This window comes from Flavobacterium olei (assembly GCF_039749035.1).
Classification (GTDB): domain Bacteria; phylum Bacteroidota; class Bacteroidia; order Flavobacteriales; family Flavobacteriaceae; genus Flavobacterium; species Flavobacterium olei.
In genome coordinates this window covers 131,880-157,502 of record NZ_JBDKWC010000003.1, presented here as the reverse complement: position 1 = coordinate 157,502, position 25,623 = coordinate 131,880, and the positions used below count along the sequence as shown (strand labels likewise).

Here is a 25,623-nt window from a genome sequence, read left to right as displayed (position 1 = left end):
TAAATAAGAGCGAAATGGTTGTAGTTCTTTTGTAATTGAGTTATTTTTGTCTAATTTTTTAAAACAAACTACTTAAATTCTTATGGCACAATCTGCACAATTGAATTCTTCCATCTTAAAGAAAGCGGCTATGGCACTTTCGGGAATATTCTTAATTACGTTTTTAGCGCTGCATGTTACCTTAAATTTCATTTCTATTTTGAGTGAAGATGTTTTCAACGAAGCTTCTCACTTTATGGGGTACAATCCGCTAATACAATATGTGATGCAGCCTGTTTTGGCATTTGGTGTGATTTTCCATTTTGTAATGGGATTTGTACTGACAGCTCAAAATAGCGCAGCGAGACCAATTTCATATTCCAGGTACAATGGCGCTGCAAATGCATCATGGTCTTCAAGAAATATGATAATTTCTGGATTGGTTATTCTGGCATTCTTAGGATTGCACTTTTATGATTTCTGGTTTCCTGAAGTAAGCTATAAATATATAGCAGGAACAGCTCCTGATGCCACAAGATATTATGGAGAGTTAGTTCATAAATTTCATGACCCGATCCGTACAGGATTGTATTGTATTTCTTTCGTCCTTTTAGGATTTCACCTTTGGCACGGATTCGGTTCATCTCTTCAGTCAATGGGGATGCACAATAAATATTCAAGATTCTTGGCAAAAGTAGGATACTGGTTCGCAGTTGTTGTTCCTGCTGCTTTTGTAATTATCGCACTTTTTCATCATTTCAATAATTAATATCAATTATAATGGCATTAGATTCAAAAATTCCAAATGGTCCTATAGCGGACAAATGGACAAATTATAAAGATCATATTAATTTAGTAAACCCTGCTAACAAACGTAATTTAGATATTATTGTAGTTGGTACAGGTTTGGCTGGAGGTTCTGCTGCGGCTACTTTAGCAGAATTAGGATATAACGTAAAAGCATTTTGCTTTCAGGATTCACCTCGTCGTGCGCACTCTATTGCAGCACAAGGTGGTATCAATGCAGCAAAAAACTATAAAGGTGATGGTGACTCGGTTTACAGATTATTTTATGATACTGTAAAAGGTGGAGATTACCGCGCCCGTGAGGCAAACGTACACCGTTTAGCTGAAGTTTCTTCTAATATTATTGACCAGTGTGTGGCTCAGGGAGTTCCGTTGGCTCGTGAATATGGAGGACTTTTAGATAACCGTTCTTTTGGAGGAACTTTGGTTTCCCGTACATTTTATGCGCAAGGACAAACCGGACAACAATTATTGTTAGGAGCTTATTCTGCAATGAACCGTCAGATTGGTCGTGGAAAAATAAAAATGTACAACCGTCACGAAATGTTAGACATTGTAATCGTTGATGGAAAAGCGCGAGGTATTATCGCCCGTAACCTTATTACAGGAGAAATAGAAAGACATTCTGCTCACGCGGTAGTAATTGGTTCAGGAGGATACGGAAACGTATTTTTCCTTTCTACCAATGCTATGGGATCTAACGCAACAGCAGCATGGAAAATTCATAAAAAAGGAGCTTTCTTCGCAAATCCTTGCTACACACAAATTCACCCAACTTGTATTCCGGTTTCTGGAGATCATCAGTCAAAACTGACTTTGATGTCTGAATCGTTACGTAATGACGGTCGTATTTGGGTTCCTGCAAAATTAGAAGATGCAGAGGCAATTCGTGAAGGAAAGAAAAAAGCAACAGATTTATCCGAAGCAGAAAGAGATTATTTCTTAGAAAGAAGATATCCTGCTTTTGGTAACCTTGTGCCTCGTGACGTTGCGTCTCGTGCGGCTAAAGAAAGATGTGATGCTGGGTTTGGAGTTAACAAAACGGGAGAAGCAGTTTACTTAGATTTCGCAGCAGCGATCAAACGTTACGGAACTGAAGAAGCTTATGTAAAAGGTTTAGATGCAAATGATGCTGCTTTAGTAACTAAATTAGGAACTGCAATTGTAAAAAGTAAGTACGGAAACTTATTCCAGATGTACCTTAAAATTGTAGACGAAGATCCTTATGTAACTCCAATGATGATTTACCCTGCAGTTCACTATACAATGGGAGGAACCTGGGTTGATTATAATTTAATGACGACCATTCCGGGATGTTTCTCAATCGGAGAATCTAACTTCTCAGATCACGGAGCAAACAGACTTGGAGCTTCTGCTTTAATGCAAGGTTTGGCTGATGGATATTTTGTGTTGCCATATACTATCGGAGATTATTTAGCTCCGGATATTAAAATGGGACCAATCTCTACAGACTTGCCTGAATTTATTGAAGCTGAGAAAAATGTAAAAGATCAAATTGACAGATTTATCAATAACAACGGTAAACATTCTGTAGATTATTTCCACAAAAAATTAGGAAAAATCATGTGGGATAAAGTAGGTATGGCTCGTAATGCTAAAGGTTTAACTGAAGCTATCGAAGAAATTGCCGCTTTACGTGAAGAGTTTTATAGAGATGTAAAAGTGCCGGGAAGTGCTAATGAATTTAATCAGGAATTAGAAAAAGCAACACGTGTTGCCGATTTCTTAGAACTGGGAGAATTGTTTGCAAAAGATGCTTTACACCGTAATGAATCTTGTGGAGGTCACTTCCGTGAGGAATACCAGACAGAAGAGGGAGAAGCACTTCGTGATGACGAAAACTTTGCATACGTTGCAGCCTGGGAGTACAAAGGGAAACCAAGTGATGCTGTATTACACAAAGAACCTCTGAATTACGAAAATATTAAATTGGTACAACGTAGTTATAAATAAGAATTAGGTCGAAAGTCCAAAGTCTTAAAGTCCAAAGGCAATGTGTCAGGCGACTTTCGACTTTCGACTTGATGACTTCAAACTAAAACGGTATGAAACTTACATTAAAAATATGGCGTCAGAAAAACGCCCAAGATAAAGGAGGGATTGTTGAATATCCTATTGACGGAATTGAACCAGATATGTCTTTCCTTGAAATGCTTGATGTTCTTAACGAACAATTAATCAATAGAGGAGAAGAGCCGGTTGCATTTGACCACGATTGTCGTGAAGGAATCTGTGGTATGTGTTCTTTATTCATTAACGGAGAAGCACACGGACCAGACAGAGGAGTTACAACCTGCCAATTACACATGCGTATGTTTAAAGATGGAGACACGATTTTTATCGAGCCATTTAGAGCAAAAGCTTTCCCTGTTATTAAAGATTTAGTTGTAGACAGAAGTTCTTTTGACAGAGTGCAGCACGCAGGAGGATTTATTTCTGTAAATACTTCTGGGAATACAATTGATGCAAATACAATTCCGGTAAACAAAGACGATGCAGACAAATCTTTTGATGCTGCAGCATGTATTGGTTGCGGAGCTTGTGTTGCAACTTGTAAAAACTCATCTGCAATGCTATTTGTTGCAGCAAAAGTTTCTCAATATGCATTATTGCCACAAGGTAAAGTTGAAGCAACTGACCGTGTTTTAAATATGGTTCACCAAATGGATTTGGAAGGTTTTGGAAACTGTACCAATACCGGAGCTTGTGAAGTAGAATGTCCAAAAGGAATTTCTCTTGAAAATATAGCACGTATGAACCGTGAATATTTAGCGGCAAGCTTAAAAGGATAATACTCCGAAAAATATATTAAAAAAGCATCTGTTACGGCAGATGCTTTTTTGTTTTATATCAAATGATCATTGAAATACACAACTGTATTTCGTTTCTCTTATAATTATATTGAATTGTTTATTTTTGTATATACTAAAACAATTGGCATGAGCACAGAAAATGAAGTTTTAAATTATACGAAGGAAGAACGTAAAAATCATATTCTAAAAGAGATCAACTTGCATACGCGTGTCAGTTTTGAAACTCTTTCGGCCAAACTTGGCGTTTCAGAAGATACAATACGCCGTGATATTAACGAATTGGATGCCGACGCACTTTTGATTAAAGTAAAAGGCGGAGCCATGACCAAAGGTTATCACTATTCTTCTTCCAATCAGACGTATGCGGTTGAATCCAAACAAGTAATTGCACAAAAAGCAGTGAGTTTGCTTCATGACGGAATGGTTTTAGTCGTTGATGGCGGAACTACCATTCGCGAATTCATCCGTTTAATTCCTAACGATTTAAATCTTACCGTCTTCACCATTACTGCTCTGACGGCTGTTCAGCTTTTAGATAAACCTAATATCAAAACAATTATGATTGGCGGAAGTATTTCTTCCTACAGTCAGATGTGTGTAAGCGGTGAAGTTTTTCAGCAATTGGCTAATATAAAGGCAGATCTTTTGGTTTTGGGTACAAATGCTTTAGATGTTGTCGGAGGTTATTCTGATTCGGATTGGGAAACCGTTCAGGTAAAAAAAGCAATGATTCAGGCTTCTAAAAAAACAGCTGTTTTAACTATTTCCGAAAAACTAAATACTGTTCTCAAAATGAAAATTGCTAATTTGTCTGATATCAATTATGTGATTACAGAAGTAGAACCAACGCATACCAAACTACAGCCTTATAAAAAAGAAGTTCCCGAGTTGGTAATAATCTAAACCGGCAAATTTATAATCTGTCCTTAAAAATAAAAGAGATGAAAATTGCTTTAATCCAAACTGATTTAATCTGGGAAGATGTCTCTAAAAACAGACAGAACTTTGATTTGAAAATCGATGAAACTGATTCAGAAGTAAATTTGATTGTCCTTCCGGAAATGTTTTCGACTGGATTTACTATGAATGCTTCTGAAGTTGCAGAAACCATGCAGGGTGAAACCATTCAATGGATGAAATCCAAAGCAAAAGAGAAAGATGCGGCCATAACAGGAAGTATAATTATTACCGAAAATGGAGCATTCTACAATCGCATGTTCTTTATATTTCCGTCAGGAGATTTTCAGTATTACGATAAAAGACATTTGTTTTCGCTCGGAGGAGAAGATCAGTTTTATACCCCAGGAACTGAGAAAATAATCGTGGAATATTTAGGCTGGAAAATCTGTCTTCAGATTTGTTACGATTTGCGCTTTCCGGTTTTTGTTCGAAATGTCGAAAATTACGACCTCATTTTATATGTTGCCAATTGGCCAAAAGTGCGAACAAATGCATGGGATTCTCTGCTAATCGCTCGGGCTATAGAGAATTTATGTTATGTTGCCGGTGTCAACAGAATAGGTTTGGATGCTAATAATTTTGAACACAGTGGTCACACGCAATTAATTGATTGTTGGGGTAATTATATAATTCAGCCACAAGAAACAGCAGGTGTTTTTGTGGCTGAACTGGATAAAAATAGTATGTTGGAAACCCGAAAAAAATTAAACTTTCTGGGTGACAGAGATTATTTTGAAATCAAAATCTAGAACGCTTTCCTTTTCTTTTCTGCTTCTTTTTTCTTTTGGTCATCTTGTTTTTTCTCGACTTCCGGGTTAAAAGGTACACTTAAATCTATAGTTTGATCAACATCCCAGTTGGCCCGGACATCAATACCTTTCTGGTAATAAAAGACTTCTTCGGAGTAGGTTTTGTTTATGAAACTTCCCGTATCGTAGACTTTGTTTTTGTTATCGTCGTAAATTATTCGGACGGTAAATTCTTCCGGAACCAGCAGATTAAATTTAATAGTGGTTTCACCTGTAGAATATTCACTTGCAAGGACATTGTCTCCTTTTTTATTTGTTATTTCTACAATGATTGGAAAGCGTTTTACATTTTGTAAATTCAGGACCATATTCCCGTAATCTTCATATTCTTTTGTGGAAAGTTTATAGGATAATGTGTCATTTGTTTTTTCATAAAAATCGGTCAAAGCGCCTGGTAAGAAAGTAAAGTTGTATTTGCTTAAAGGTTCTCTTTTAAAATCAATATATAATTTTTGGTCAAATTCATCATATTCGGTTGTGTATTCAACCGCTACAGAATCCTTATTAACCAGTCTGATTTTAGATTTGTCGAATTTAACCAAAGGAGTTTCGGTTTCTAATGTAAAACGTTCTCTAAAATCAATTTGGCCATTTTGCACCGCTTTTATATTAAGCGTATCTTTTTTAAGGGATTTAATCTTAAAAGAAAACTTTTTGCGGTATTGGTCTTTTTCGACTTCCATTGACAAAGAATCCGCTTTTATTGGCTTGTACCAAACCTGCAATGAATCTTTTTTTGGGAATTGTGTTACGATGGTTTCTAAGACTTCATTACCATTTTTGAGAACGATTTTTGGTTTTGAGTTCTTAAAATCCTGTTTCCCTTCGTACGGAAGCAATAATCTGTTTCCGGAAGCCTGAATTGGTTTAAATGTCTTTAATGGTAATACCTCTTTAAATAATTCTAATTCATAAACTGTATCTGTCGGAATGGTGATGTAGTTTTTTAAAAATCCGATTTTATCATCTTTTGGGTTGAATTTATTATTTGAACCTTTGTCTTTTAAAGCAACCAAAAGATATTTTCCTTCCTTAAGATTCTCAAATTGGAAAGTTCTCATACTGTCCAAAGTATTGGTAATGTAACGAGGAAATTGTTTGTAAATAGTAGAATCTGTAAATTTATCGTTGATTTCGTACAACATTACAGAAACAAAATTATCGACATATTTTTCATGTGCGTCTTTAATTCTCCCGTTTAGTTTTAGCGAATCGATATGATCACCTGTTGAGAAAACATATTTAAACTGGTTTAAAGCATTTCCTTCATTATTATCTGTAATAGCCTGTCCAAAATTGAAACTATAGGTCGTATTGGGTTGTAAAGTATCGCGAATTTCAAGCTTAATAAATCTGCTGGCCGTTGATGGTGTGATCAAAGGCTCACTTTTTAAAGGCGGAGAAATAATCAGCTGTTTGTTTGCATTCTTTAGTTTGACATATTCGTCAAAATTCAGCGTTATCGTACTCCCTTTAAAGTTAGTGCTGTAATTTTCAGGATCGCTTGATACCAAAACAGGAGCAAGTGTGTCTTTTAAACCGCCGGTAATACTGCCCCTTTTTGCACAGCTTATCATTGAAATTAAAATTATAAATGCTATATATTTAAGCGCGTTTTTCAACATAGTGGTTTTTCAATTTGATTGCACAAAATAACAATTAAATTTGCTTTAATCGAAGTTTTTTATCCATTTATTAGGATTTATAACTGGTCAATTTCTGCGATTTTTTATCATTTCAACTATTTTAAAGAGCTATAATTTCTTACTTTTGATTTCCAATTATAATTTTCCAGGTTTTGTTAAAGCGATTTTTCCCAATTTTACTTCTGTTTTTGCTGTTTTCATGCAGTAAAAGCCAAAAGCCTGTTATCTCTTTTTATTACTGGAAAACGGTATTCAAATTTTCTCAAATAGAAAAAGAAGTTCTGGAGGATAATAATGTCCAAAAATTATATGTAAGGTATTTTGACATTGGACTTCATCCGGAATCCAAAATTCCAATTCCCATTAGTCCGGTTCGGTTTGACGAAAATCCCAAAGATTATCAGATAGTTCCGGTTGTTTTTATTCAGAACAAGGTAATGTTGCAGCCAAATCTGAATGTCGATGATCTGGCTCAGAAAACTTTGGATTTTATAGAACAAATCAATTCAAAAAATAAAATTATTTCACCTGAAATTCAAATTGATTGTGACTGGACATTAGACAGTAAAAGTAATTATTTGGAGTTTGTAAAAAGTTTTAAAAAGCTTTGGAATAAGAAACTTTCGGCCACAATTCGGTTGCATCAGGTTAAATATTTCAAAAAAACAAAAATTCCAAATGTGGATTCCGGAGTTTTGATGTATTACAATATGGGATCGATTGCGCCGGATTCTCTTAATTCTATTTATGATCAGAAAGTGGCCAAAAGATATCTTGAAAGTTTAAAGAAATATCCGCTTCATCTGGATCTTGCTTTTCCGGTTTACTCCTGGGGAGTCCACATTAGAGATAATAAAGTGATCGGGCTTCGTTCGAAAATAAATATTAAAGAACTCGGGCAAAATTCGAATTTTGAAAAAATAAGTCGGATTTTTTTCAGGGCGAAGCATTCCAATTATAATAATGGAGTTTTTTACGAAGAAAATGATCTTTTGGAAATAGAAGAAATTAAGACAGAAGATTTAAAAGAAATGGCAGAAGATTTGCAGGAAAATCTTGTCGACAAACCAAATGAAATTATATTTTACGATTTAGACGAATTCAATTTAAACAATTATGAAAAGAATACTTTTAAGCAGATTATTTCTTGTTTCTAGTGCCGTTTTGCTTTCTGCTTACGGAATTATATATGCCTGCGCCGGAGGAGACGACTGGGATTTCTTTGGTTACAATTCTAATTTTACGCCCGAAACTTTTGCCGACAAATCGTATTCGCCACTTTTTCTGTCAGGAGGTATTTTTTATGGAATCGGTTTTGATACCCAGCACAATTCCCGTTTCAACGAAAACATTAAATCGGATTGGGCTACTTACTTAAAAGGAAAAGCAGATGAAGCAACAGTGACTTATTTTTTAATTGGAGATGATAAACCAAGATATTATTCTGATGAAAAAAATGAGATTAAAAACAAAGAAGAAATTTCCGATCTGCATCTTTATTATAAATCTAAAAAGGAAAATAAAAGTTCTCAGAAATGGAGCAAAAAGCTCAATTTGAAAGATGAAAAAGTTAAAAGCTTTATTGAATTTCTGTATTTAGCACAAAAAATAGAAACGGTTTCTATTGGAGAAGATTATTGGAGTTACGATCCTGTTGTGGCTAAGACCTTTAACGATACAAAAATGATTCAGTCAATTGAAAATGTGTACAACACTTTGTCTGACCCTTTTTTGAAAAACAGATATTGGTTCCTGGCCATGAAAGCACGTTTTTATAGTAATGATAAACAAAAAGCGGTTGATTTTTTTAATAAAACAGAAAGTTCGGTTGCAAAAAACACCTTGTATTACCGTGCATTGGCATATGTGGCGGGAATTAATTATAAGCAGAAAAAATATGCTGTTTCCAATTATTTATATGCTCAGGTTTTTGATAAATGCCCGGAACTTCGCGTGGTAACGGCTTATAGTTTTCATCCAAAAAATGAATCGGATTGGACCAAAGCTTTGGCAATGGCAAAAAACAATAAAGAAAAAGCAGCACTTTGGGCAATTCACGGTTATTATAAAGATGAAAAACAGGCGATTGAAAAAATCTACGAATTAGATCCAAAAAGCGAACATTTAAATTATCTCGCAACCCGACTGGTTAATTCGCTTGAGCAGAAAATTAATAATTCTTTTCAGCAAAATGCAGGTGAAAATCAACCCGTAAAACCGCAGACCGTTGCAGAAAATAAAACAGAAAACAAAGCGAAAATTGATAATGCTGCGGTGGAATTAATTGCTAAAATTTCTGCTGCCGGAAACACCGAAAATCCTTATTTATGGGATATTGCGATTGGATATCTTCAAACGCTAAAAGGCGATTATGCCAGCGCAGATAAGAATTACAATAAGGCAGCGAAGACGCTTCCAAAAACAGAATTGGCAGGATTTCAAATTCGGTTACTGCGTTTTGTAAATAATTTAAGCAAAATAGAAAAACTGGACGATACGAATGTAAAAACAGTTTTGACAGATTTGAACTGGCTTTATTTTGAATTGCCGAAGACCTATAAAGGGAGTGAGTTTCGTTACCAGAATGCGGCGCAATGGAGTAAAAATTATTTGTCTTCTTTGTATAAATCGAAATCTAATACAGTAATGGCGGAACTGTTTAATGAATCGCGTTACAGTTATTGGAATGACGGAAATTCTTTTTATGATAATCAAAAAGAATTATTGGCAATGAAGGCTTTTTTAGAAAAATCCAATAAAACGGAGATAGAGAAAATTGGAGCGGACATTTATAGTTTGAAACTAAAAGATATTAATAATTTTCAGGCAGTTCAGGCAACATTTAAAAACAAAATTCCCGAGGCAATTGCATTTATGCAAAAAACAGATTCGGTACAGCATTATAAGTTTTTAGGAAATCCGTTTAACGGAAGTATAAAAGATTGTCACGATTGTGATCACGCGGCTTATCAAAAAAGAAAATACACTTACATGGATTTTCTGACTACTGTAAAATCGATGCAGGAAAAATTGGCTCAGAAAGAAGATGTTTACACCAATAGTCTTTTGTTGGGAAATGCTTTTTATAATATTTCTCATTTCGGGAACGGAAGAACTTTCTATGAAATCAATATTGTGGGTTATGGTTCAAGTCCGTATTCTTTTAGAAATAAAATGAAAGAGATGATTACAGACAATTCGGTTTCAAAAATGTATTACCAAAAAGCTCTTGAAGCGGCTTCTAACAAAGAACAAAAAGCAAAATGTTTGTACCTGATTTCCAAATGTGAACGCAACGATTACTACAATAAAAAATACAATACTATAAATAACTATTGGGAAATTCAGGATGACAAAGTTAATTTTATTGCGTGGAATTCTTTTAAAATTCTCAAAAAAGAGTATTCCGATACTAAATATTATCAGGATGTAATTGCAGAATGCGGTTATTTTAATACGTACATAAACCAATAAGAAGCAATGGTAAATAAAATTGAACATATCGGAATTGCAGTAAAGAACATGGAAGATGCGAATGTTTTGTTCGAAAAAATGCTTGGTGTGCCTTCGTATAAAATGGAAGCTGTAGAAAGTGAAGGCGTTCTGACCTCTTTTTTTCAAACCGGAAATAATAAAATCGAGCTTTTAGTAGCGACAAATCCAGAAAGTCCGATAGCAAAATTTTTGGAAAAGAAAGGAGAAGGGATTCATCACATTGCTTTTGATGTCGATGATATCGAAGCTGAAATTATTCGTCTGAATAAAGAAGGTTTTGTGCTGATAAATGAAGTTCCGAAGAAAGGCGCCGACAATAAACTGGTGGTTTTCCTGCATCCAAAGAACACAAATGGTGTTTTGGTGGAGCTTTGTCAGGAAATAAAATAAAAAAGTTGTTTTTTATTTTTGAATAATAGCTTGAAAATCAATTTCGTTTTGAAGATTAGGGTCAGTATTTAAAAATTAAATACAAATGATGTCTTAAAATATTTGGAGTGAATGAAAAATAGTAGTAATATTGCATCCTCTAAACCGGTCCTATAGCTCAGCTGGTTAGAGCACCTGACTCATAATCAGGTGGTCCCTGGTTCGAGCCCAGGTGGGACCACATTTTTAGAATAGAAAGCCTTTACAGTAATGTAGAGGCTTTTTTTGTTGAGTATATCTGATACTTCATGTAATTATTTAGACAGCAAATTTAATTTGTAAAAAGGTTTAGTTAAAATATTGAATAGGAAAAACCCATTCCCCTATTTTTTCGTATTTATTTTTGTAGAAGTTTTAAGAATGAGGTGTTTAAAATCAAAACTCAGGAAATTCTTATACGGTTTAATTAGAGTAATTAAAGGTTGAAAATTAGTTTTTTATGTACTACAACGTTTTCAGTAAAGGATAAATGAAATTAGGCTGAAAAAGTGTTAAAATTTGTTTCTTCTTTTTTATTTTAAAACTTGGTTTTGTGCAAAAAACTTATACATTTGTCCAGAATTTTGCAGGGAAAAATCTATTTGTGCGAAATTTCTATTAGACAATATTTGTTAATAATTAGTAGACTTGTTGTTTTTTACAGCTTGAATTTATGAAGAATCTTAGAGCCCTCACTTTAGCAGTTATTTTAATATTTTTTGCTGTGTCATTCGCAATTGCCGGATCTCAAAATCCGCCTCCTCCAACATTAACAGCTACGAGCACAACATCTACTTTGGATGAAGTAAGAGACTGTGATCCAATATGTCCACCAGATTTCCCAATAAATAACAATATTATTTTTTTAGCAATTGGTGGTTTAGCTTTAGGTGCTACCGTAATTTATAAAAATCATATAAAAAAAGCTTCAGTTTAAACTGAAGCTTTTTTTATATGAGAATAGTTTTTCTATTTATTAATAGCATATAATCTTGAGATGTATTTTCCAACCACATCAAATTCAAGATTGATTTTTGTTCCAACTTTAAAGTCACTAAAATTAGTGTGTTCGTAAGTATATGGAATTATAGAAACGCTAAACTCGTTTGGTTTCGAGTTTACAACGGTCAGACTAACTCCGTTTACCGTAATGGAGCCTTTTTCTATCGTTATATTGTTTAAATTTCTATCATACTCAAAAGTATAATTCCAGCTGCCGTTTGCTTCGTCAATTTTAATGCAGGTTCCTGTTTGGTCTACGTGACCCTGGACGATATGTCCGTCCAGGCGATCACCCAGCTTCATCCCTCTTTCCAGATTAACAATGTCGCCTGTTTTCCAGTCTCCAATGTTGGTTTTTAAAATAGTTTCGTCGATTGCCGTTACAGTGTAAAGAGAGTCTTTAATTCCTACAACAGTAAGGCATATTCCGTTATGGGAAACGCTTTGATCAATTTTTAATTCGTGAGTAATCGAAGAGTCAACTGTTATATGAAGATTGTTTTGATCTTTTTGTATTTCATGAATCCTCCCGAGTGTTTCTATAATTCCTGTGAACATTGTGGTTTTATTTTACTAAATTTGCACATCAAAATTAGTAATAAATAAACTGAGCTCATGAATAAAAAAGCAGAAAATATAATTGTTGGAATTTCAGTAGGAGATTTAAACGGTATTGGAAGCGAAGTTATACTAAAAACATTCGAAGATTCTCGTATGTTAGAATTATGTACGCCGGTTATTTTTGCAAATGCTAAAATTCTTTCCTTCGTTAAAAAAAGTGTTACATCAACAATTCAGTTTCATGGAATAGACAAACTTGATCAAATTGTAATTGGTAAAGTGAATGTATTGAATTTGTGGAAAGAAGGGGTTGATGTTAATTTTGGTGTTAACGATGAAAAAATAGGCGAGTACGCAATAAAGTCATTTACAGCCGCGACAAAAGCATTAAAAGACGGTGAAGTTGATGTTTTAGTTACAGCGCCAATCAATAAATACAATATACAATCTGATGATTTCAAATTTCCGGGACATACCGATTATCTGGATCAGCAGCTGGAAGGAAATGCCCTTATGATGATGGTTCAGGATAATTTGCGCGTTGGCCTAATTACCGATCATGTCCCTTTAAATGAAGTTGCATCTCATTTAACAGAAGAATTGATAACAAAGAAAATTGAGACGATCAGAAAATCTTTAATTCAGGATTTTAGTATTGTAAAACCAAAAATTGCTGTTTTGGGTTTAAATCCGCATTGTGGAGACGGCGGGGTAATTGGAAAGGAAGATGATCTAATCTTAAAACCTGTTCTGAAAAAAATATTTGAAGCCGGAACAATGGTTTTTGGTCCGTTCCCCGGAGATGGATTTTTTGGAAGCGGCCAATATGAAAAATACGATGCTATTGTGGCTATGTATCACGATCAGGGTTTAATTCCGTTTAAAACATTGTCTTTTGGAAAAGGAGTCAATTATACAGCAGGTTTAAACAAGGTAAGAACATCGCCGGATCACGGTACAGCATATGACATTGCCGGAAAAGACATGGCAGATTACAATTCATTTAAAGAGGCAGTTTATCTGGCAATCGATATATTTCGTTCGCGTAATCAGTATGAGGAGATTAGCCAAAAACCTCTTAAAATAAAAGAAAAACAGTTATAAACAAAAAAAGGTGAATAAGATTATTAGATTTATAATAATTTTATATCTTTGCACCCCAATTCAGATATCTAGTTTTAGATCTGAATGGATCAAATTGATGTTGAAATGAGCAAAACAAAAGAATTTTTAATTCCTTTCGTAGGATTAAAACTAGGAAAACACCATTTTGAGTATCAAATAAATAACACGTTCTTTAAGGACTTTGACTACGATGAGTTCCAAAGTTCTGATATTAAAGTCAATTTACTTTTTGATAAAAAAAGTAATATGTTGGAATTAGAATTCAAACACAAAGGAACCGTAAATGTACCTTGTGATCTGACCGGCGAAGATTTTGATTTGCCTATAAAAGGGAAAATGAAATTAATTGTTCGTTTTGGAGATGAATTTAACGATGATAATGAAGAATTGTTGATTTTACCACATGGTGAACATGAGTTGGATGTTGCGCAGTACATTTATGAAATGATTGCACTTTCTGTACCTCATAAAAGGATTCATCCGGGAGTTAAAGATGGAAGTCTGCAAACAGAAGCTTTAACAAAACTGAATGAACTAAGTGTAAAAGAACAAAAGGAAGAGAGTAAAAAAGAAGAAGATATTGACCCGCGTTGGGAAAAATTAAAGAAACTATTAACGGATAAATAATATAGTAAAATGGCACATCCTAAGAGAAAAATCTCGAAAACTAGAAGAGATAAGAGAAGAACACATTATAAAGCTACTGTAGCTCAGATCGCTACATGTCCAATTACTGGAGAAGCACATTTATACCACAGAGCTTACTGGCATGAAGGTAAAATGTATTACAGAGGACAAGTTGTTATCGATAAATCTGAAGCGGTTGCTTAATACGTTTTTGTAAATTATACTGGAACTCTCACATAGTGAGAGTTTTTTTTGTTGGTTATAATTTTCGTTTTTTAGGAAAATATAGACAAATTCGCTTCGTTTTTTTTTGTAATTTTCAAGTCTTTTAAAAATTTTTCGAATACGCTGTATTTGAAAGGAAATAATAGAATATAATGAATACAATCACAGCCGCAATTACCGCTGTCGGAGGATACGTTCCTGACTTTGTGCTTTCAAACAAAGTATTAGAAACAATGGTTGATACCAATGATGAGTGGATTACCACCCGCACAGGTATTAAAGAAAGAAGAATTCTTAAAGATGCTGATAAAGGAACATCTTACCTTGCTATAAAAGCCGCACAGGATTTAATTGCAAAGGCAAATATTGATCCCCTTGAGATCGATATGATTATCATGGCAACAGCAACACCAGATATGATGGTGGCTTCTACAGGAGTTTTTGTTGCAACAGAAATTGGGGCAACAAACGCATTTGCTTACGATTTGCAGGCTGCATGTTCAAGTTTTTTATACGGAATGTCTACCGCTGCAGCTTATGTGCAGTCAGGGCGCTATAAAAAAGTACTATTAATTGGTGCCGATAAAATGTCGTCAATTGTAGATTATACAGACAGGGCAACCTGTATTATTTTTGGTGACGGAGCCGGTGCGGTTCTTTTTGAACCAAATTATGAAGGTCTTGGTTTACAGGATGAATATTTAAGAAGTGATGGTGTAGGCCGCGATTTTCTTAAAATTCCTGCAGGTGGTTCTTTAATACCGCCTTCAGAAGAAACTGTAAAAAACAGACAGCACAATATTATGCAGGATGGTAAAACTGTTTTTAAATATGCAGTTACCAACATGGCAGATGCCAGCGAATTGATTTTACAAAGAAATAATTTGACAAATCAGGATGTAGACTGGTTAGTACCACACCAGGCTAACAAGCGTATTATAGATGCTACCGCAGGAAGACTGGAATTAGATGATTCTAAAGTTTTGGTAAACATCGAAAGATACGGAAATACTACTTCCGGAACTTTGCCTTTAGTACTAGCTGATTTTGAAGATAAGCTTAAAAAAGGAGATAATGTTATTTTTGCCGCTTTTGGTGGAGGATTCACTTGGGGATCTATCTATTTAAAATGGGCTTACGATAAAAAATAAATTAAAACTAAAAACGAATCATTATGGATTTAAAAGAAATTCAAAACCTAATCAAATTTGTTGCAAATTCGGGTGTTGCAGAAGTGAAGTTAGAAATGGACGATGTAAAAATCACTATCAGAACAACTCTGGAAACAAATGTAACAGAAGCTACTTACGTACAGCAATTACCTGCGCAGGCAGCTTTACCACAAGCTACAGCTCCACAAGTTACCGCTCCGACAGTTGTAAGTGTAACTCCGGAAGCGCCAGCTGCTAACGATTCTAAATATATCACTATAAAATCTCCAATTATTGGAACATTCTATAGAAAACCATCTCCGGACAAACCTGTTTTTACAGAAGTGGGAAGCACAATATCAAAAGGAGATGTTCTTTGCGTAATTGAAGCAATGAAATTATTCAACGAAATCGAATCTGAAGTTTCAGGTAAAATTGTAAAAATTCTGGTAGACGATATGTCTCCTGTAGAATTTGACCAACCTTTATTCTTAGTAGATCCATCATAAATAAATTTAGATTTTAGATTTTAGATTTTAGAATAGATTACCGGAAATTTTGTTAATCATCTAAAATTATCTAATTATCGAATTGTCTAATTATCTAATTAAAATAAGATGTTTAAAAAAATATTAATTGCGAATAGAGGAGAAATTGCACTACGTGTAATTCGTACATGTAAGGAAATGGGAATCAAAACTGTTGCAGTTTACTCTACAGCCGATGCAGAAAGTTTGCACGTTAAATTTGCAGATGAAGCGGTTTGTATTGGTCCTCCTCCGAGTAACTTATCGTATTTGAAAATGTCAAATATTATTGCAGCTGCCGAAATTACAAATGCAGATGCAATACATCCAGGTTATGGATTTCTTTCTGAGAATGCTAAATTCTCAAAAATTTGTCAGGAACACGGAATCAAATTTATTGGTGCTGCTCCTGAAATGATTGACCGAATGGGAGATAAAGCTTCTGCAAAAGCGACCATGAAAGCTGCAGGAGTTCCTTGTGTGCCAGGTTCAGACGGATTATTAGAATCTTTCGAACACGCACAAAAAACTGCTAAAGAAATTGGTTATCCAGTTATGATGAAGGCGACTGCCGGTGGTGGTGGAAAAGGAATGCGTGCTATTTGGAAAGAAGATGAGCTTTTAAAAGCTTGGGAAAGTGCACGTCAGGAAGCTGCTGCTGCGTTTGGAAATGACGGAATGTACATGGAGAAACTTATCGAAGAACCACGTCATATCGAAATCCAGGTTGTAGGAGATGCTTACGGAAAAGCATGTCACCTTTCTGAAAGAGATTGCTCAGTGCAACGTCGTCACCAAAAACTAACGGAGGAAACACCTTCACCATTCATGACAGATGAACTTCGTGCAAAAATGGGAGAAGCTGCTGTAAAAGCTGCAGAATTCATTAAATACGAAGGAGCAGGAACTGTGGAATTTTTGGTTGACAAACACAGAAATTTCTATTTCATGGAAATGAATACCCGTATTCAGGTAGAGCACCCAATTACAGAACAAGTTATTGATTATGATTTGATCCGTGAGCAGATTATGGTTGCGGCCGGAATTCCAATTTCGGGAAAAAATTACTTACCGGAATTACATGCTATCGAATGTCGTATTAATGCCGAAGATCCTTATAATGATTTTCGTCCTTCACCAGGAAAAATTACTACGCTTCATATGCCAGGAGGACATGGTGTTCGTTTAGATACTCATGTGTATTCAGGTTATAGTATTCCGCCAAACTACGATTCTATGATTGCCAAGTTAATTACGACGGCGCAATCCCGTGAAGAAGCTATCAGCAAAATGCGAAGAGCCTTGGATGAGTTTGTAATCGAAGGAGTGAAAACTACAATACCTTTCCACAGACAATTAATGGATGATCCGAAATATATTGCAGGAGATTATACAACTGCATTTATGGATACTTTCAAAATGAATCCAATAGAGGAATAATATAAAGGCTGTCAATTTTGACAGCCTTTCTTTTTTCAATACTCAGAAGTTAAATTAGAAAGGAAATCTCAGAAGTAATTCAATACGAAAGAATACAATTCTATTATTTCTTAATTTTTTTGCTTTTAATTTAAACTTTCAAATCGGGAATTTTTTCAAAGGTTACACTTCATGTGTGTACTTTTTACACACTTTATCTGCCTGTTACACACTTTTTTGTTTTTCCCACTTTATGTCAAATTGTCTTCAGGTCCTTTAAATACAGGAGATTAACAGGTTTGGCACAGTTCTTTTCTTTTGCGGCACAATAATTTCATTATCTAAAGCGTAAACAACTATTAATTTAAATATACACGTTATGAAAAATTTATTTCTATCAGCCGCAATTGTCTTAGGAGGTTTAACTTCATTCGCTTCAAATACACAAGTTACTAATACAAACACAATCGTAAAAACGATTTCTCTTGAAGACGAATACACTGAAATTAAATTAGAAGAATTACCGGCAGCAATTACCGAGTCTTTGAAAAAAGCATATCCGGATGCAGTAATTACAAAAGCATATAAAAACGAAAAGTCAGAATATAAACTTGATGTTACAGTAGGTGACAAAGTAGGAAACCTTTTCGCTAATGCAGACGGAACCTGGATTCAAAAATAATTAGCATTCTAAAGTATTCCAAATATGAAAATTCAAATTAAGAATACTAAAATTAAATTAACTACATTAAAATATACACGTTATGAAAAATTTATTTCTATCAGCCGCAATCGTTTTGGGAGGTTTAACATCATTTGCTTCAACTTCACCAATTTCAAATACAATCGTTAAAACAATTTCTATTCAGGACGAATATACTGAAATTAAAGTAGTAGAACTTCCAACTGCTGTAACTGATGCTCTTAAAAAAGCATATCCGGATGCAGTTTTGACAAAAGCATTTAAAAATGAAAAGTCAGAATATAAATTAGAAGTTACTGTTGGCGATAAAACAGGAAACCTTTTTGCAAACGCAGACGGAACCTGGATTAAAAAATAATCTATAAACTAACCCTTAAAAACTATTACTATGAAAAAGTTAATCTTATCGGCAGCAATTGTTTTAGGCAGTTTGTCGATGCATGCAGAAACCACAGTTTTTACAAATGAAATTGTAAAAACAATTAATGATCAGGATGGATACAAAGAAGTAGACGGTGTTCCCGCAGCGGTAAAAAAATCGTTAGATGAGTCTTATCCTGGAGTAGTTCTTGAAAAAGCGTGGGTAAATGATCAAAAAGAATACAAAATTGAGATCACTGTAAGAGGTGAAAAATCAATTGTTTACACAGACGCAACTGGTAAAATTATTAAAAAATAACTATTAAACTACAATATTATGAAGAAGTTAATCTTATCAGCGGCAATTGTTTTAGGAGGTCTGACAGCAAATGCTGCAGTGCTTCCGGCAATTTCGATCTCTCAATCAGTAATTGTTCAGGATGAATATACTGAAGTAGCTGCAGATGCCATTCCGGCAGCAGTGAAGTCTACAGTCGAAAAATCTTTCCCAAAAACAAAGCTGGATAAAGCTTACAAAAACGGGAAAAACGAGTATAAACTCGAAATTTCAAATGGAGACAAGAAGTATACAATTTTTACAGATGCTTCTGGTAACATCATCAAAAAATAATTAAAAATCAGCATCATGAAAAAACCAATCTTATCAGCGCTAATTCTTTTAGGAGCAATGTCGATTCAGGCAAATGTTTCAACTGTTTCTAAAGATGCCCATCCCACTGTAATTGTTCAGTCAGAATATACAGAAGTTGCTGTAGATGCTGTACCTGCAGCTGTAAAAACAGCTTTGCAGACCGCTTATCCGGGTTCAAAACTGGTAAAGGCATTTGTAAACGAAAAAAAAGAGTATAAACTCGAAATATCAGTTGGAGACCAAAAGGCTACTGTGTACTCAGATGTCAATGGTAACTGGTTGAAAATATAATTAGGTGAATTTAGATTTATGTTTTTGGTGAAAAAGAGATTGCGACATGCAATCTCTTTTTTTTTACATAAATTTATGAAATTACAAGTTTAATAGTATTAATTTAGCAGAAAAAGACCCTTCAAACAAATGCCCAAGATATTACTGATAGAAGATGACATTGCATTTTGCAAATTGTTAGAAAAATTTCTTTCGAAAAAAGCATACGATGTAACTATTGCTTTCTCTGCCACTGAAGCACGCGAAGCAGTTAAAAACGAATCTTTCGATTTGATTTTGACAGATCTTCGTCTGCCTGATTCTGACGGTATAGGTCTAATGTCTGAATTTAAAAATGCTTATCCGGATATTCCTGTTATTTTAATGACTGGCTATTCTGATGTTAATACTGCGGTAAAAGCCATTAAAAATGGTGCTGCAGATTATATTTCGAAGCCTTTTAATCCAGATGAAGTTTTGCTTGTAATTACCAATGCTTTACAAGCTCCTAATATAGAAGAAGAAACTCCTGTAAAAGAAAAGAAAGCGGTCAAAAAACAGCCAGCGTCTGGTGAAAATGAATTTGTAAAAGGAATTTCTGTTGCTTCAAAAAAATTACTGGATCATATACAGCTGGTAAGTCCGACAGATATGTCTGTTTTAATTATTGGTGAAAGCGGAACTGGAAAAGAAATTATAGCCAAAAGTATTCATCAGCAAAGTAACAGAAAGAACAATAATTTTATTGCAGTTGATTGTGGAGCGATTCCAAAAGAACTCGCTGCCAGCGAATTTTTCGGTCACTTAAAAGGTTCTTTCACAGGAGCAATCAGCGATAAAATGGGATATTTTGAAGCTGCAAATGGCGGAACGATTTTTTTGGATGAAATTGGAAATCTTTCATACGAAAATCAAATTCAGCTTTTAAGGGCGCTTCAGGAAAGGAAAATCAAACCTGTAGGAAGTAATAAAGAAATTAACGTCGATATCCGAATTATTACCGCCACAAATGAGGATTTACGTGAAGCAGTAAAAAACGGCGATTTCAGGGAAGATTTATACCATAGAATCAACGAATTTTCGATTCAGTCACCATCTTTAAAAGACAGGGGAGAAGATTTAATGGTTTTTGCCGATTATTTTCTGGAAAAAGCCAATCAACAATTAAATAAAGAAATCATAGGATTTTCTCCGGAAGTGGTCTCGATTTTTCAAAATTACAGCTGGCCTGGAAATTTACGTGAATTGCAAAATTGTGTAAAGCGCGCCACTCTTTTAACGCGCGGGGATTTTATTGAAAGTGATGTTCTTCCTGTAGAGTTCTTTCAGATTCAAAAACAGGAACAATCGGGAAACACCAGTTTTTCTTTGTCGGATAACGAAAAAGATGCTATTATCCATGCACTTTCAAAAGCCAGAAATAATAAATCTGAAGCGGCAAAATTGCTTAAAATTACCAGAAAAACCCTTTACAATAAACTGAAACAATATAATATTGAACAGTAATTAAAGGATTTCTTGTTTTAAAGACTCGAATAAAATAGCCGTTTTTGTAATTAAATCCTGGTAGACGTTTCTCAAATCGCTGACAGGATAAAGATCCTTTTCAATCTTTTTAAGTATTTCGCCAATTTCATTTGCTTGAATTTGTTTAAACATTGGGGCAATTCTATGTGCGATTGATTTAATTTCCTCTATATTTTTGTCTGTAATTGCCTGTTCCAGAAGTTCCAGATTCTCAATGCTGCTTTCAATAAATGACCTGATCACTTCTTTTAAGGCATCTTCATCAAAACCGAGAAAATCGCGTAATGTGTCTAATGAATAAATTTGCGAAGACTCTGTTTCATCACTCTCTGCAATTTCTATATTGGGCAATTCTTCATGGTCTAAAATATGCTGAATTGTTTCGAGCAAGATTTTTGGTGAGTATGGTTTTTTAACTACCGTTGTAAAACCGGCATTTTTATAAACTGAAAGATCCAGATCTGTTCTTCCTGTTAAGGCGATAACAGGCTGGTTTTTAAATATTGATTCGGGAAGTTCCTGAAGTTTTTCCAGAAATATAAATCCATCAATTTCAGGCATCTGTATATCTGTAATCACAAAATCGAAAGATGTATTTTGAATTACTTCCAATGCTCTCGCCGGATGAGTAAAAGAGAAAACCTCATGTTGTTCCTGTTTCAAAACGCCACTTGTAAGGTTTAAAAGATTTATGTCGTCATCTACAACTATAAAAGTCTGTTTTTTAGATTTTGTGCTTACTTTCGTAATGCTTTCCGTTTTAATATTGTTTTCACTGGTGTCAAACAATAACGGTAATTGGATTTTAAAAGTGCTTCCTTTACCAAAAATACTTTCCAGACTCAAACTTCCGCCCAGAATAGAAATAATCTTCTGGCAGATCGATAAACCAAGGCCTGTGCCGCCATATTTCTTTTCGATGCCTTCATTCGCCTGTGCAAATTCTTCAAAAACCAACTTTTGATTTTCTTTTTCAATTCCGATACCCGTGTCCTGAATTGAAATCGTAAAAAACTGATCTTCGTTCGCATAAGCGGCAATCCTGATATGTCCCTGTTCTGTAAATTTGTACGCATTTCCGATAAGATTACTAAGGATTTGCTTTAATCTGAAGGGATCACCAACAATTCGTTTGTCAAATTGTTCGTCTACATTGATGATGAGATCAATATCTTTTTGTTTGTATACTGTTTGTATATTTTTGGCAACATCGTCGATTATTTCGGGCAGGGAAAAAGGTACTTTTTCTATTGAAATTTTACCTGCTTCAATCTGCGAAAAGTCCAATAAATCCTGAACAAGCTGCGAAATATATTCAGACGAATTTTTAATATTTTTTATGAAATAAGACTGTTTTGTGTTAACATCTGAATTTCCTAAAAGTTCAGAATAGCCCACGATCGTGCTTAAAGGCGTTTTTAAGTCATGACTTACAGTCGAAATTAACTGTTCACGGCTTTTTAAAAGATTTTTGGTCTTAAAATTGGCAATTTCGAGCTGTTTCTTATATAAATGTGATTTTGTATAATCGCTTACAATTAAGATAGAAAAGAAAATAGTCAGCAATAAACCAATTACTGCCGAAGCAGTTACAATTTCGTTAATTCTTTTTAAAGATTTTTCCTTTAATGAATTGTTTTTAATAGAGATATTAATGATTTCTCTTTCTATAATTCGAAGTACTTTTCTCAACTGATCAGAAATCGCAATTTCATTCTGAAGCAATTTATTCTCCTCAAAATTTAAGGATTCCTTCTTTTTTTCGGCTTTTATTTTCACCGAACTCAACAGCTTTTTAGAATTTGCCAAAATAGAATCCGACGCTTTTTTGCTCAGCGTATTGGTACTGTCGTCCGGTATATTCTGGTTTAAATAATCCACATAACGTTGCAAGACGCCACGCTGATAACTTCCTAATTGATTTGGGTTTTTAGTAAAATCCTGTAATTCGAGTTTTCTCAGGTTAAACTCCATCTTTGTGATTTCATCAATGGCGTTGTTTACAGAGGTTTCGTCATCGGCTTTGTTTTTAATTTCTCGTAATTGCCTGATGTTTTCAATTTTTTCAGATAAAAGAAAAGATACACTATCCAGTAGTTTTCTTTGATATTCGCTGGAAGCAGTTTGTCTTAAACTGTCAAGCCGAAAACCAAGTGAGTCACTTTCGATAAGATAACTTTTAAAATCTTTTTCAGAATTGGTCTGGATCGTTTTTCTTGCCAAACCTTCTGTTTTGTAGACATTAGAAAAAAGTCTGCTTACGCGTAAGATTTTGGTTTTTTCTAAAGCAATTTTGTCTTCCAGTTTATTGTAAACCATATATTCAGCATACAAAAACCATCCAACAGTAACCACTAAAGCCAGTAATGCAACGTAACTAATTAAAACTTTGAGGGCGGTATAACTTCTTTTGGTTTCCATTTTGCTGTTACTATTGGGAATTTAATCCCATTGCAAACTTTGGGACAGTTAAATCGGTGCAATTTATCTAAAAAAATCTGTTTGCAAAAGAAACGATTTAGTCAAATCTTACATAATTGCAATGTTTTTTAAATAAAACAGCCGTAAATTATGTAAATCTACGGCTGAAAATATAGTTTAATAAGGTTACAAAGTCTCTTCTAACCATTTAAAGAATTCACCTTGCCAAACCTGTGCATTTTGCGGTTTTAAAACCCAGTGATTTTCCTCAGGAAAGTAAACAAATCTACTTTTTATGCCACGTAATTGTGCAGCCTGAAAAGCTTCCTGTCCTTGTCCGATCGGCACACGGAAATCTTTTCCGCCCTGAAAAATTAAAATCGGTTTATTCCAGTTTTGTACCAAAGTTGCAGGGTTAAAAGTAGTGTATGCTTTTTGAGCGACAGCATTGTCTTTTTCCCAATAAGCGCCGCCAAAATCCCAGTTGTTAAAGAAAACTTCTTCTGTTGTGCCAAGCATACTAACCGTATTAAAAACACCATCATGAGCAATAAAAGTTTTGAAACGGTTTTTATGAATTCCCGCTAAGTAAAAAACAGAATATCCTCCATAACTTGCGCCTACGCAACCTAAACGGCTTTTGTCTACATAAGATTCTTCTGCAACATCATCAATAGCAGAAAGGTAGTCGTCCATTACCTGTCCGCCCCAGTCTTTACTTATTTTTTCATTCCATTCTACACCGTGTCCCGGCATTCCACGACGGTTTGGTGCCACTACAATATAGCCTTTAGCAGCCATTAGAGAAAAATTCCAACGGTAAGAATATGATTGTGTCAATGCAGATTGTGGTCCGCCCTGACAAAACAATAACGTTGGATATTTTTTTGAAGTATCAAAATTTGGAGGTAAAATTACCCAAACCAACATTTTTTTACCATCGGTTGTGGTAACATAACGTTTTTCTGTTTTGCTTAATGCTAAGGTTTTGTAAGTTTCTGTATTTACATTTGATAATTGTTTCCAGCTATTTTTCTCTAAATTGAAAGCATATATTTCTGCCGCATGATTCATATCGGTTCTGGTCACAATAAGATCATCACCTGAAAATCCAACTAACTCATTTACATCAAAATCACCGTTTGTCAATTGACGAACATGGATTGCAATTTTGGTTAACCCCGGAAAATTTACTGAGAAAATTTGTTTTGTTCCGTCAATTGGCGCTACAAAAAACACTGTTTTTCCATCTTTGCTCCAGATGAAGTTATCTACCGTTCCGTCCCAGTTTGCTGTCAAATTGGTTTTGATGCCTTTAAACTCTACAATAATATCATTTTTATCCGACTCATAACCGTCGCGTTTCATTTGCAGCCAGGATAAATTTCCCGTTGGCGAAAATTGTGGCGCTGTGTCGTAACCCAGGTTTCCTTCGGTTCTGTTTGTCGTTTTCTGGGTTTCTACGTTGTACTCATAAATATCGGTGTTCGTAGAAATTGCATAAGCAGTTCCGGCTTTCTTCTTGCAGACATACAAAATACTTTTACTGTCCGGAGACCAGATGTAATCTTCGTCACCGCCAAAAGGTTTTTGCGGAGAATCGAAAGTTTCGCCCTTTAAAATATCAATTCCTTTTGCGCCGTCTTTGTTTTCCTTATAAAAAACATGATTGAATTTCCCTTCGTTCCAGGTATCCCAATGACGGTAATCTAGACCATCATAAATTTGAACATCAGATTTAGTAAGATTCGGATAAAAATCTTTTCCTAAAACCTTATCGATTTTTACTTCTTCATTATAAACAATATATTTTCCGTCTGGCGAAATATTTTTGTCTGCCAGTATAGCGCTGGTCTCTTTAATTTCTGTCGCATTTCCTCCGTTTACGGGAATAGTATACAACTTTGAACTTGATTTGTTTTCTTCTACAGACGGTGTAGAAACTTTAAAAACAATATTTTTTGCATCTTTAGAAATGCCAAGAGGTGTTACTCTGCCTAATTTCCATAACAATTCCGGTGACATTACATTCTGCCCGATAGCGTTTAAACTCATCATTATTAAGGTTGTTAATACTACTTTTTTCATAATAAAAAATTCTATTTTTTTGTGGCG

Annotated in this window: 25 protein-coding genes and 1 tRNA gene; 22 read left to right on the top strand and 4 right to left on the bottom strand. The window is 34.6% G+C overall.

All coding sequences use genetic code 11. The annotated features are described in order from the left end of the window. Positions 1-82: 82 nt before the first annotated feature. The 5 genes from ABEB31_RS08475 to ABEB31_RS08455 all read left to right on the top strand — a co-directional run bounded on the left by ABEB31_RS08475 (position 83) and on the right by ABEB31_RS08455 (position 5,329). Positions 83-748, top strand: coding sequence for a succinate dehydrogenase cytochrome b subunit (locus tag ABEB31_RS08475; protein WP_347050981.1), 666 nt, complete (start codon positions 83-85; stop codon positions 746-748). Between the two features lie 11 nt (positions 749-759). Then, positions 760-2,760 (top strand): fumarate reductase/succinate dehydrogenase flavoprotein subunit, encoded by a 2,001-nt coding sequence (locus tag ABEB31_RS08470; protein WP_347050979.1) that lies wholly within the window; start codon positions 760-762, stop codon positions 2,758-2,760. A gap of 92 nt (positions 2,761-2,852) precedes the next feature. Next, the gene (locus ABEB31_RS08465) at positions 2,853-3,599 is read left to right on the top strand and encodes a succinate dehydrogenase/fumarate reductase iron-sulfur subunit (RefSeq protein ID WP_347050977.1); all 747 of its coding nucleotides are present in this window, start codon (positions 2,853-2,855) and stop codon (positions 3,597-3,599) included. A 147-nt stretch (positions 3,600-3,746) separates the two neighbouring features. After that, positions 3,747-4,523, top strand: coding sequence for a DeoR/GlpR family DNA-binding transcription regulator (locus ABEB31_RS08460; protein WP_347050976.1), 777 nt, complete (start codon positions 3,747-3,749; stop codon positions 4,521-4,523). Positions 4,524-4,561: 38 nt separating this feature from the next. After that, entirely contained in the window at positions 4,562-5,329 is a 768-nt protein-coding gene (locus ABEB31_RS08455; RefSeq protein ID WP_347050974.1) for an amidohydrolase, read from the top strand. Here ABEB31_RS08455 and ABEB31_RS08450 read toward each other — a convergent pair. Beyond that, positions 5,326-7,014: an Ig-like domain-containing domain gene (locus ABEB31_RS08450; RefSeq protein WP_347050973.1), complete on the bottom strand. Its 1,689-nt coding sequence runs from the start codon at positions 7,012-7,014 to the stop codon at positions 5,326-5,328. The two genes, ABEB31_RS08455 and ABEB31_RS08450, sit on opposite strands and share 4 nt — an antisense overlap. 173 nt (positions 7,015-7,187) lie before the next feature. Here ABEB31_RS08450 and ABEB31_RS08445 point away from each other — a divergent pair, with 173 nt between their 5' ends. The 5 genes from ABEB31_RS08445 (at position 7,188) to ABEB31_RS08425 (ending at position 11,875) form a co-directional block, all read left to right on the top strand. Then, a complete protein-coding gene (locus ABEB31_RS08445; protein ID WP_347050972.1) occupies positions 7,188-8,192 on the top strand; it encodes a hypothetical protein in 1,005 nt (334 codons plus the stop codon). Then, positions 8,152-10,509 carry a hypothetical protein gene (locus tag ABEB31_RS08440; protein WP_347050971.1) on the top strand — a complete coding sequence of 786 codons (2,358 nt, stop codon included), beginning with the start codon at positions 8,152-8,154 and terminating at the stop codon, positions 10,507-10,509. The genes ABEB31_RS08445 and ABEB31_RS08440 overlap by 41 nt, the downstream gene beginning before the upstream one ends. A gap of 6 nt (positions 10,510-10,515) precedes the next feature. Then, on the top strand, positions 10,516-10,920 hold the full coding sequence (gene mce, locus ABEB31_RS08435) for a methylmalonyl-CoA epimerase (RefSeq protein ID WP_347050970.1): 405 nt from the start codon (positions 10,516-10,518) through the stop codon (positions 10,918-10,920). Positions 10,921-11,066: 146 nt separating this feature from the next. Then, positions 11,067-11,140 (top strand) — tRNA-Ile (locus tag ABEB31_RS08430). 471 nt (positions 11,141-11,611) lie between these two features. Beyond that, a complete protein-coding gene (locus tag ABEB31_RS08425; protein ID WP_347050969.1) occupies positions 11,612-11,875 on the top strand; it encodes a hypothetical protein in 264 nt (87 codons plus the stop codon). Positions 11,876-11,907: 32 nt separating this feature from the next. Here the strand turns inward: ABEB31_RS08425 and ABEB31_RS08420 are convergent, their stop codons facing one another. Next, entirely contained in the window at positions 11,908-12,498 is a 591-nt protein-coding gene (locus ABEB31_RS08420) for a riboflavin synthase (RefSeq protein WP_347050967.1), read from the bottom strand. Between the two features lie 57 nt (positions 12,499-12,555). Between ABEB31_RS08420 and pdxA the strand changes: the two genes are divergently transcribed. The 12 genes from pdxA (at position 12,556) to ABEB31_RS08360 (ending at position 21,066) form a co-directional block, all read left to right on the top strand. Then, positions 12,556-13,605, top strand: a complete 1,050-nt coding sequence (gene pdxA, locus ABEB31_RS08415; RefSeq protein ID WP_347050965.1) for a 4-hydroxythreonine-4-phosphate dehydrogenase PdxA — start codon at positions 12,556-12,558, stop codon at positions 13,603-13,605. 105 nt (positions 13,606-13,710) lie between these two features. After that, entirely contained in the window at positions 13,711-14,253 is a 543-nt protein-coding gene (locus ABEB31_RS08410) for a YceD family protein (protein ID WP_347050963.1), read from the top strand. 9 nt (positions 14,254-14,262) lie between these two features. After that, positions 14,263-14,457, top strand: coding sequence for a 50S ribosomal protein L32 (gene rpmF / locus ABEB31_RS08405; RefSeq protein WP_031455170.1), 195 nt, complete (start codon positions 14,263-14,265; stop codon positions 14,455-14,457). A gap of 173 nt (positions 14,458-14,630) precedes the next feature. Beyond that, positions 14,631-15,629, top strand: a complete 999-nt coding sequence (locus ABEB31_RS08400; RefSeq protein ID WP_347050962.1) for a beta-ketoacyl-ACP synthase III — start codon at positions 14,631-14,633, stop codon at positions 15,627-15,629. A 23-nt stretch (positions 15,630-15,652) separates the two neighbouring features. Further along, positions 15,653-16,138: an acetyl-CoA carboxylase biotin carboxyl carrier protein gene (gene accB / locus ABEB31_RS08395; RefSeq protein WP_347050960.1), complete on the top strand. Its 486-nt coding sequence runs from the start codon at positions 15,653-15,655 to the stop codon at positions 16,136-16,138. A gap of 108 nt (positions 16,139-16,246) precedes the next feature. After that, a complete protein-coding gene (gene accC / locus ABEB31_RS08390) occupies positions 16,247-17,596 on the top strand; it encodes an acetyl-CoA carboxylase biotin carboxylase subunit (protein ID WP_347050958.1) in 1,350 nt (449 codons plus the stop codon). 358 nt (positions 17,597-17,954) lie between these two features. After that, positions 17,955-18,257, top strand: a complete 303-nt coding sequence (locus ABEB31_RS08385; protein ID WP_347050956.1) for a hypothetical protein — start codon at positions 17,955-17,957, stop codon at positions 18,255-18,257. An 82-nt stretch (positions 18,258-18,339) separates the two neighbouring features. Then, positions 18,340-18,636, top strand: a complete 297-nt coding sequence (locus ABEB31_RS08380; protein WP_347050955.1) for a hypothetical protein — start codon at positions 18,340-18,342, stop codon at positions 18,634-18,636. Positions 18,637-18,666: 30 nt separating this feature from the next. Next, on the top strand, positions 18,667-18,957 hold the full coding sequence (locus ABEB31_RS08375) for a hypothetical protein (protein ID WP_347050953.1): 291 nt from the start codon (positions 18,667-18,669) through the stop codon (positions 18,955-18,957). A gap of 18 nt (positions 18,958-18,975) precedes the next feature. Then, positions 18,976-19,269 carry a PepSY-like domain-containing protein gene (locus ABEB31_RS08370; RefSeq protein ID WP_347050952.1) on the top strand — a complete coding sequence of 98 codons (294 nt, stop codon included), beginning with the start codon at positions 18,976-18,978 and terminating at the stop codon, positions 19,267-19,269. A gap of 15 nt (positions 19,270-19,284) precedes the next feature. Beyond that, the gene (locus tag ABEB31_RS08365) at positions 19,285-19,581 is read left to right on the top strand and encodes a hypothetical protein (RefSeq protein ID WP_347050950.1); all 297 of its coding nucleotides are present in this window, start codon (positions 19,285-19,287) and stop codon (positions 19,579-19,581) included. Positions 19,582-19,710: 129 nt separating this feature from the next. Beyond that, positions 19,711-21,066 (top strand): sigma-54-dependent transcriptional regulator, encoded by a 1,356-nt coding sequence (locus tag ABEB31_RS08360; RefSeq protein WP_347050948.1) that lies wholly within the window; start codon positions 19,711-19,713, stop codon positions 21,064-21,066. Here ABEB31_RS08360 and ABEB31_RS08355 read toward each other — a convergent pair whose 3' ends face one another. Continuing rightward, positions 21,067-23,508: a hybrid sensor histidine kinase/response regulator gene (locus tag ABEB31_RS08355; protein WP_347050946.1), complete on the bottom strand. Its 2,442-nt coding sequence runs from the start codon at positions 23,506-23,508 to the stop codon at positions 21,067-21,069. It lies immediately after the preceding gene. Between the two features lie 186 nt (positions 23,509-23,694). Continuing rightward, positions 23,695-25,596, bottom strand: a complete 1,902-nt coding sequence (locus ABEB31_RS08350; protein WP_347050945.1) for a S9 family peptidase — start codon at positions 25,594-25,596, stop codon at positions 23,695-23,697. Between the last annotated feature and the right edge of the window lie 27 nt (positions 25,597-25,623).

Coding starts and splice junctions, on each gene's coding strand:
- ABEB31_RS08385 (WP_347050956.1), top strand. CDS start 17,955: ATGAAAAATTTATTTCTATCAGCCGCAATTGTCTTAGGAGGTTTAACT.
- ABEB31_RS08455 (WP_347050974.1), top strand. CDS start 4,562: ATGAAAATTGCTTTAATCCAAACTGATTTAATCTGGGAAGATGTCTCT.
- ABEB31_RS08425 (WP_347050969.1), top strand. CDS start 11,612: ATGAAGAATCTTAGAGCCCTCACTTTAGCAGTTATTTTAATATTTTTT.
- ABEB31_RS08360 (WP_347050948.1), top strand. CDS start 19,711: ATGCCCAAGATATTACTGATAGAAGATGACATTGCATTTTGCAAATTG.
- ABEB31_RS08465 (WP_347050977.1), top strand. CDS start 2,853: ATGAAACTTACATTAAAAATATGGCGTCAGAAAAACGCCCAAGATAAA.
- ABEB31_RS08365 (WP_347050950.1), top strand. CDS start 19,285: ATGAAAAAACCAATCTTATCAGCGCTAATTCTTTTAGGAGCAATGTCG.
- ABEB31_RS08380 (WP_347050955.1), top strand. CDS start 18,340: ATGAAAAATTTATTTCTATCAGCCGCAATCGTTTTGGGAGGTTTAACA.
- ABEB31_RS08470 (WP_347050979.1), top strand. CDS start 760: ATGGCATTAGATTCAAAAATTCCAAATGGTCCTATAGCGGACAAATGG.
- mce (WP_347050970.1), top strand. CDS start 10,516: ATGGTAAATAAAATTGAACATATCGGAATTGCAGTAAAGAACATGGAA.
- ABEB31_RS08400 (WP_347050962.1), top strand. CDS start 14,631: ATGAATACAATCACAGCCGCAATTACCGCTGTCGGAGGATACGTTCCT.
- ABEB31_RS08460 (WP_347050976.1), top strand. CDS start 3,747: ATGAGCACAGAAAATGAAGTTTTAAATTATACGAAGGAAGAACGTAAA.
- rpmF (WP_031455170.1), top strand. CDS start 14,263: ATGGCACATCCTAAGAGAAAAATCTCGAAAACTAGAAGAGATAAGAGA.
- ABEB31_RS08375 (WP_347050953.1), top strand. CDS start 18,667: ATGAAAAAGTTAATCTTATCGGCAGCAATTGTTTTAGGCAGTTTGTCG.
- ABEB31_RS08355 (WP_347050946.1), bottom strand. CDS start 23,508: ATGGAAACCAAAAGAAGTTATACCGCCCTCAAAGTTTTAATTAGTTAC.
- ABEB31_RS08475 (WP_347050981.1), top strand. CDS start 83: ATGGCACAATCTGCACAATTGAATTCTTCCATCTTAAAGAAAGCGGCT.
- ABEB31_RS08440 (WP_347050971.1), top strand. CDS start 8,152: ATGAAAAGAATACTTTTAAGCAGATTATTTCTTGTTTCTAGTGCCGTT.
- ABEB31_RS08370 (WP_347050952.1), top strand. CDS start 18,976: ATGAAGAAGTTAATCTTATCAGCGGCAATTGTTTTAGGAGGTCTGACA.
- pdxA (WP_347050965.1), top strand. CDS start 12,556: ATGAATAAAAAAGCAGAAAATATAATTGTTGGAATTTCAGTAGGAGAT.
- ABEB31_RS08450 (WP_347050973.1), bottom strand. CDS start 7,014: ATGTTGAAAAACGCGCTTAAATATATAGCATTTATAATTTTAATTTCA.
- ABEB31_RS08410 (WP_347050963.1), top strand. CDS start 13,711: ATGAGCAAAACAAAAGAATTTTTAATTCCTTTCGTAGGATTAAAACTA.
- ABEB31_RS08350 (WP_347050945.1), bottom strand. CDS start 25,596: ATGAAAAAAGTAGTATTAACAACCTTAATAATGATGAGTTTAAACGCT.
- accC (WP_347050958.1), top strand. CDS start 16,247: ATGTTTAAAAAAATATTAATTGCGAATAGAGGAGAAATTGCACTACGT.
- ABEB31_RS08420 (WP_347050967.1), bottom strand. CDS start 12,498: ATGTTCACAGGAATTATAGAAACACTCGGGAGGATTCATGAAATACAA.
- accB (WP_347050960.1), top strand. CDS start 15,653: ATGGATTTAAAAGAAATTCAAAACCTAATCAAATTTGTTGCAAATTCG.